Source organism: Cobetia sp. (assembly GCF_983723665.1).
In genome coordinates this window covers 1-5,516 of the sequence record NZ_CFDJES010000164.1, presented here as the reverse complement: position 1 = coordinate 5,516, position 5,516 = coordinate 1, and the positions used below count along the sequence as shown (strand labels likewise).

At 58.4% G+C, this 5,516-nt stretch carries 5 protein-coding genes and 1 pseudogene; 4 read left to right on the top strand and 2 right to left on the bottom strand.

The window, feature by feature from the left end:
• Positions 1-36 precede the first annotated feature (36 nt).
• Together AC4FAH_RS12980 and AC4FAH_RS12975 are read right to left on the bottom strand one after the other, a co-directional pair.
• The gene (locus tag AC4FAH_RS12980) at positions 37-720 is read right to left on the bottom strand and encodes a LuxR C-terminal-related transcriptional regulator (protein ID WP_043331668.1); all 684 of its coding nucleotides are present in this window, start codon (positions 718-720) and stop codon (positions 37-39) included.
• A 582-nt stretch (positions 721-1,302) separates the two neighbouring features.
• Positions 1,303-1,941: a LuxR C-terminal-related transcriptional regulator gene (locus tag AC4FAH_RS12975; RefSeq protein ID WP_052384307.1), complete on the bottom strand. Its 639-nt coding sequence runs from the start codon at positions 1,939-1,941 to the stop codon at positions 1,303-1,305.
• Positions 1,942-2,423: 482 nt separating this feature from the next.
• Here AC4FAH_RS12975 and rdgB point away from each other — a divergent pair, with 482 nt between their 5' ends.
• The 4 genes and pseudogenes from rdgB to AC4FAH_RS12955 form a co-directional block, all read left to right on the top strand.
• Positions 2,424-3,044, top strand: a complete 621-nt coding sequence (gene rdgB, locus AC4FAH_RS12970; protein WP_131431073.1) for an RdgB/HAM1 family non-canonical purine NTP pyrophosphatase — start codon at positions 2,424-2,426, stop codon at positions 3,042-3,044.
• Positions 3,044-4,243: a radical SAM family heme chaperone HemW gene (gene hemW, locus AC4FAH_RS12965; RefSeq protein ID WP_043331665.1), complete on the top strand. Its 1,200-nt coding sequence runs from the start codon at positions 3,044-3,046 to the stop codon at positions 4,241-4,243. Before rdgB ends, hemW begins: the two co-directional genes overlap by 1 nt.
• 85 nt (positions 4,244-4,328) lie before the next feature.
• Positions 4,329-4,991, top strand: coding sequence for a YiaD family glycine zipper/OmpA-like lipoprotein (locus tag AC4FAH_RS12960; protein WP_043331663.1), 663 nt, complete (start codon positions 4,329-4,331; stop codon positions 4,989-4,991).
• Between the two features lie 227 nt (positions 4,992-5,218).
• Positions 5,219-5,516, top strand: a pseudogene (locus AC4FAH_RS12955) (hypothetical protein); the annotation flags it as partial.

Sequence of the window (5,516 nt, the reverse complement as noted above, 5' to 3'; positions counted from 1 at the left end):
AGGCGACCACCTGGCGGCTTGTCATGCCCCGACCGTTCACGACATCTGTGCTCTGCGAGCGATGCGTGGGGTGCGCGAGACAGGCATTGCCAGGTTCTGACGTGCCCAGTTCATGGCCTGAATGCGGTTATGCACCTTGATCTTGCGGAAGATGTTGTAGAGATGTGACTTGACCGTGTGTTCACTGACGAACAGCTGGTCAGCAATCTCGGTATTCGAGGCACCCGTGCCCAGCAAGCCGATGATTTCCACCTCACGCTGGGTCAGACCACAGACCGGGCGATAGGCGTTGAGCTGCTGACGGCGATAGAAATCCAGCAGGCGGGTCATCAGCGGTCGGGACATCCACATGTCGCCTTCCAGCAGTTTCGCGATGCCCTTGCTGATCAGTGAGAGGCTGTCCTGTCGGTAGAACACGCCTTGAAGATGGGTGCTGACCAGCAGGCTGGCAGCTTCCTCTTCATCACTGATGTTGATAGCGGCCAGCTCTGCGCTGGCATCCTGGCTGGCATCTGCATCCCAGCGTTGCATCGTGCCTTCATCGACGTGGTCGGTGTCCAGCAGCACTATCGTTCTTTCTGCCTGCCCGGGTGTGTAATCCTCGTCGGGGCTTGCGGAAGCCACCTGACACTCAAGCTGCTGGCGAATGTAATCCATGAAAAGCGCTGACTGCGGATTGCAGTCAGTCACCAGCAGCACCATTGCGTTCCCTGTAATCATGGTGCGAGACCTCTGAGTTGTCGTACCGATTTTTCTTGGCGGAGCCATATCTGAAGTGTGGTTGGGTGAGTCGTGTAGCACTGCACTCATTCACGTCGGGCATTACGCGCTGAGCACCTTTATAGGATTGCGCGATAGTGGGGATAAGGCAACCTCTAATCAGTACTTGCTAAAATAACCAGTTTATCCTTCCCCTCCAGTCCTGATTTGACCCAGAAAAAGAATAGGAAAAACAGTACGTAAACCTGATGAAATTAGCGCCGGTCATGATGACCCTTCTCGAGAGTGCAATGAAAACCAGACCTTTGCGCTTTTTTTACCAAGCTTTCCACTGGTTCAAAGGTACCATGAATCTAATGCTGGAAGGCGTCTCTTTAATGTCATTATGTAACCGGGCTTGTCTTTTTGTATCTCTTGATTCGAAGGGTGTCAGGAATGCGACGCGGCTCCGAGCATGAGCCATTTCACTCTTGATAAGTGAAGCGTTTACTACGCGTAGCCGGCGTGGGACATGCTCTGCCGCTGTGGTGACCTCACAGATCCACCTGCTGGAAGAGATGCTCGTCCAGCGTCACCTGAGCCTCAGGATTCCGGCTCCGTCGTGCGCTTGGGGATGTAAAGGTTGAGGTGCTCGTGGGCCCACTGGATCGCCTGATGGCGGTTGTGGACTCTGATCTTGCGAAAGATGTTATATAAATGAGACTTCACGGTGTGCTGGCTCAACATCAATCTATGCGCGATATCTGCATTACTTTGCTGTGACGCTATGAGTGACAATATTTCCAGTTCTCGTTGTGTCAGTCCCATGACAGGCTGGAAGGCAATCTGTTGTTGTTGACGATAATGACGAATCAACGTCTGCATGATATTGCGAGTCAGCCAGTTTTCATTCTCGAGTATCTTGCCGATACCCTTGCTGATTTGTTCAAGGCTGTCCTGGCGATAGAAGATCCCGCTGAAAGGAATATTCAGAAGTAGTGAGATGGCATCGTCTTCATGTTCGACATTGAAGGCAGCGATCTTGTCGATATGGCTCCATCGCATCATCTGGGCCAGACTGCACTGGGTGCTGTCGATCAGCACCAGGCAGGGAGATGACGGCAGTGGGGCTTCATGGTGGCAGGCCTCGACGACACATTTCAGTGTCTCTTGCAGGTACTCGACGAACAGTTCGGTCTGCGGTGAAGGGCTTGTCACGAACAGGACTCTGGTAGCAGTCATGGGGCGCTCCTGTCGCAAGCGTTTTGGGGGGCTCATCATCAGCAGGCTGAGGCGGAGACATGAATCCACGGTGATTCGATGGTTGTCTTGAAGTCTAGTCGAGTGACACCTGGGGGCTGGCGCTGCGCATAGTGTTAGATGGCATAACGCCCATTTCTTTTATTTCCCACTTAAAGGCTATACAAAACATCGAGTTACGGGTTTTTTTCGGTTGATGTTTACTTGCTTGAGCCGCGAGGCACAGACAAATCCTGCACAGGCATTAGCCCGCGCTGAGGCAGATAGCCTGTATCGGCCTGTCAGTCTTCAAGTTGAGCACATGAGTGACATCGGCCCATGACACCATGGATCTCAGTCGTGCCTGGCGCAGACCCCTCGCGTGTACGCACCGGACTCACGCGCTAGAATGGGGTGCTGCAAGCGCCTTGCCCGTGTGACTCACACGCGGCCGCATTCTCGTTGTTCCTATCCCGGAGATTCACATGTCCGCTTCTTCTCTCGTACTGGCCAGTGGCAATGCCGGCAAGCTACGTGAATTTTCCCACTTGCTCGCACCGCTGGGGATCGAACCGATGCCTCAAGGGCAGCTGGGAGTGAGTGACGCCGAAGAGACAGGGCTGACCTTCGTCGAGAATGCGTTGATCAAGGCGCGCCACGCCGCAGAGGTCACCGGCCTGCCGGCGCTGGCCGATGATTCCGGGATCGAAGTCGATGCGCTGGGCGGGGAGCCGGGCATCTATTCCGCACGCTTTGCCGCGCGGCGTCAGCAAGGTAGCGGTGATGGTGACAACAACGCCGCCCTGTTGGCAGCGCTTGAGGGCGTGCCTGAGCAAGCGCGTACGGCGCGCTACTGGTGCGTGCTCGTCTATCTGCGCCATGCGGCAGACCCGGTGCCGATCATCGTTCAGGCCAGTTGGGAGGGACGTGTCCTTGACGCGCCACAAGGCGAGGGTGGCTTCGGCTATGACCCGCTTTTCTGGCTGCCGGAGCATGGCATGACCGCCGCGGCCCTGGATGCCGAGACCAAGAACCGTCTCAGCCACCGGGGACGTGCGATGCAGCAGTTGCTCGAGGCGCTTGCAGCGCAGAGCGGTCAGGCGTGATGTCCGCCGCGAACCTGCCGCCTCTGTCGCTCTATATTCACGTGCCGTGGTGCGTGCGCAAGTGCCCTTACTGTGACTTCAACTCCCACGGGGTCGGGCGTGATGCCGGCTTGCCTGAAGAGGAATACATCACGGCACTGCTGGCCGATCTCGATCAGGACCTGCAGTTGCTGCAGGGCCAGCCCGAGCGTGAATTGCACAGCATCTTCATCGGCGGCGGCACGCCGAGTCTGCTGAGCGGGGCGGCTTACCAGCGACTGTTCGATGGCCTGCGGGCGCGCATGACGTTCTCTGCCGACTGCGAGGTCACGCTGGAGGCCAACCCCGGCACACTGGAGCAGGGCCGCTTTGCCGCCTATCGTGCCGCCGGCATCAATCGCTTGTCATTGGGCGTGCAGACCTTCCAGCCGGAGCAGCTCGAGGTGCTGGGGCGCATCCACTCCGCTGAAGAAGCCGGGCGCGCGGTGGCCAGCGCACGGGCGGCGGGCTTCGACAATTTCAATATTGATCTGATGCATGGCCTGCCGGGCCAGACATTGGAGACCGCGCTGGATGATATCCGGCGTGCGCTGGCACTCAAGCCGACCCATCTGTCCTGGTATCAATTGACGCTGGAGCCGAATACCGAGTTCTATTCGCGCCCGCCGGTACTGCCGGAAGATGACCTGCTGTGGGATATCCAGGATCACGGTCACGCCGAGCTGGAGGCTGCCGGTTTCCGTCGTTACGAGATTTCCGCCTATGCCCTTGAAGGGCGCAGCGCGCGTCATAACCTCAATTACTGGAAATTCGGTGATTACCTGGGCATCGGAGCGGGCGCGCACGGCAAGTTGACGTTGTTGAAGACCGACTCGGCAGGGAACTTGAACGGCGAGTTGCAACTCCAACGCCGTTGGAAAAGTCGTCAGCCTGAAGCGTACTTGCGCAGGATGCAGGACCCTCGCGGGTTCGTGGCGGGTCAGCAGGAAATTGACCGCGATGAGCTGGCGCTGGAGTTCATGATGAATGCACTGCGCTTGACCGGGGGTGTCAGCTTCGAGGATCTGCGTCGCACGACCGGGCTGGATCGCGAGGCATTGGAGCCGGGCCTGAGCCAGGCGCGCTCGCGCGGGCTCATCGTTGAGGATGACGTGCTGTTGCGCGCCACGCCGCAGGGCTTATTGTTCCTCAATGACCTGCTGGCCATGTTCGACACCTGATTGATCAGGCATTATCGGAGGCATGACGATTATTTGCGCAATTGTCGTCTTGCCTTTAATGAGTGTGTAGATAGGGAGCGTTACCATGAAGAAGTCTGTACTCCTGGCCCTGCCGTTGGCAGCCGCCGTCGCGATGGCGGGTTGTTCCACGACCAACCCGTATACCAATGAGCAGCAGACCTCCAGTGCGGCGAAGGGTGCCGGCATCGGTGCGGTCGTCGGCGCAATCGCCGGGGCGACCAAGAGTGGTAACCATCGTCTCGACAAGGCGCTGATCGGCGCCGCTGCGGGTGCCGCCGCGGGCGGTGGTATCGGCTATTACATGGATGTTCAGGAAGCCAAGCTGCGTGATCAGCTGCAGGGCACCGGTGTCAGCGTGACCCGTGTCGGCGACCAGATCATCCTCAACATGCCGTCCAACGTCACCTTCGGCTCCGACTCCAGCACCCTGTCCGGCCAGATTCAGCCGGTCATGGATGGCGTCATCACCGTGCTCAAGGAATACGACGAGACTCGCGTCAACATCGCGGGCTATACCGATTCCACCGGTGCCAGCAATTACAACCAGAACCTGTCCGAGCTGCGTGCCCAGGCCGTCGGCAACTATCTGGCCAGTGGTGGCATCGCCTTCAACCGTCTGAACATGCGCGGTTATGGTGAAGCCAGCCCGGTGGCATCCAACGACACCGCCTCCGGGCGCGCCCAGAACCGTCGCGTCGAGATCACGCTGACGCCGATGGAAAGCTGAGACCCATCAGCTGTCATGGCGACATGACGGTGAATGACCACGAGGCCTGCGCATTTGCGTGGGCCTCGTTGCTTGGCAAGCACGGCTTTTGGGGTGACAAGTGATCATCTCTGCTATCCTTCAGCCCCTTCGGCGGCCTTGTCTGGTTTTCCTCTCGTCGCCGCCCCCCGATTTCTATCTGCTGCCTCGCTGGATGTGGCAGATATCGCCGTATCAAGGAGGCGCTCTTGCTCGCCTATCAGCACGCCTATCACGCTGGCAATTTTGCCGACCTGCACAAGCACCTGCTCGCCACCACCCTGGCCGAGCAACTATTACGTAAAGAATCTCCTGTTACGTTTATCGATACTCACGCCGGTCGTGGCTGGTATCCGCTGGCGGCCCGCGAGACGGAACAGCTGCGCGAATACGAGCAGGGCGTTCTGCCGTTGTGGCAGGTGCGTGATCGCTGGTTGACCGATGCGGGTGAGCCGAAGACCCCGTCAGCTGACAAGCCGCTGGCTCGCTGGCTGTCACGTCTGGCGG